This window comes from Adlercreutzia equolifaciens (assembly GCF_029076695.1).
GTDB lineage: Bacteria > Actinomycetota > Coriobacteriia > Coriobacteriales > Eggerthellaceae > Adlercreutzia > Adlercreutzia equolifaciens_A.
The window spans coordinates 1-286 of the sequence record NZ_JARFIK010000673.1 but is presented as its reverse complement, the minus strand read 5'-3'; the positions used below and the strand labels follow the sequence as shown (position 1 = coordinate 286).

Genomic DNA, 286 nt, shown 5'->3' with positions numbered 1-286 from the left:
GCTAAAAATAATACACGGCTTCCAAGGAACATGCAAGAGGGAATCTTGAATACTAGAGCAATATATTCACAACTTTAGTTTTCGACCCAAAGGACGGCTCCATGGCAAGTGATTTCACCAGCGAAACTTTCCTCGCGCAGAAGAAGATGAGCGACGAGGTCAACGCCGACTTGGCAATCCATCCCGAGAAGTACTCCATGCTCTGGGGCGATCGCCCCACGGGACGCTTGCATATGGGCCATTACTTCGGCACCTTGAAGGAGCGCGTCAAGCATCAGGACATGGG

The 286-nt window shown here is 51.0% G+C and carries 1 pseudogene; it reads left to right on the top strand.

Annotation, left to right across the window (positions count from 1 at the left end):
• Window positions 1-101: 101 nt before the first annotated feature.
• Window positions 102-286: pseudogene (locus PZH32_RS14065) on the top strand (hypothetical protein); the annotation flags it as partial.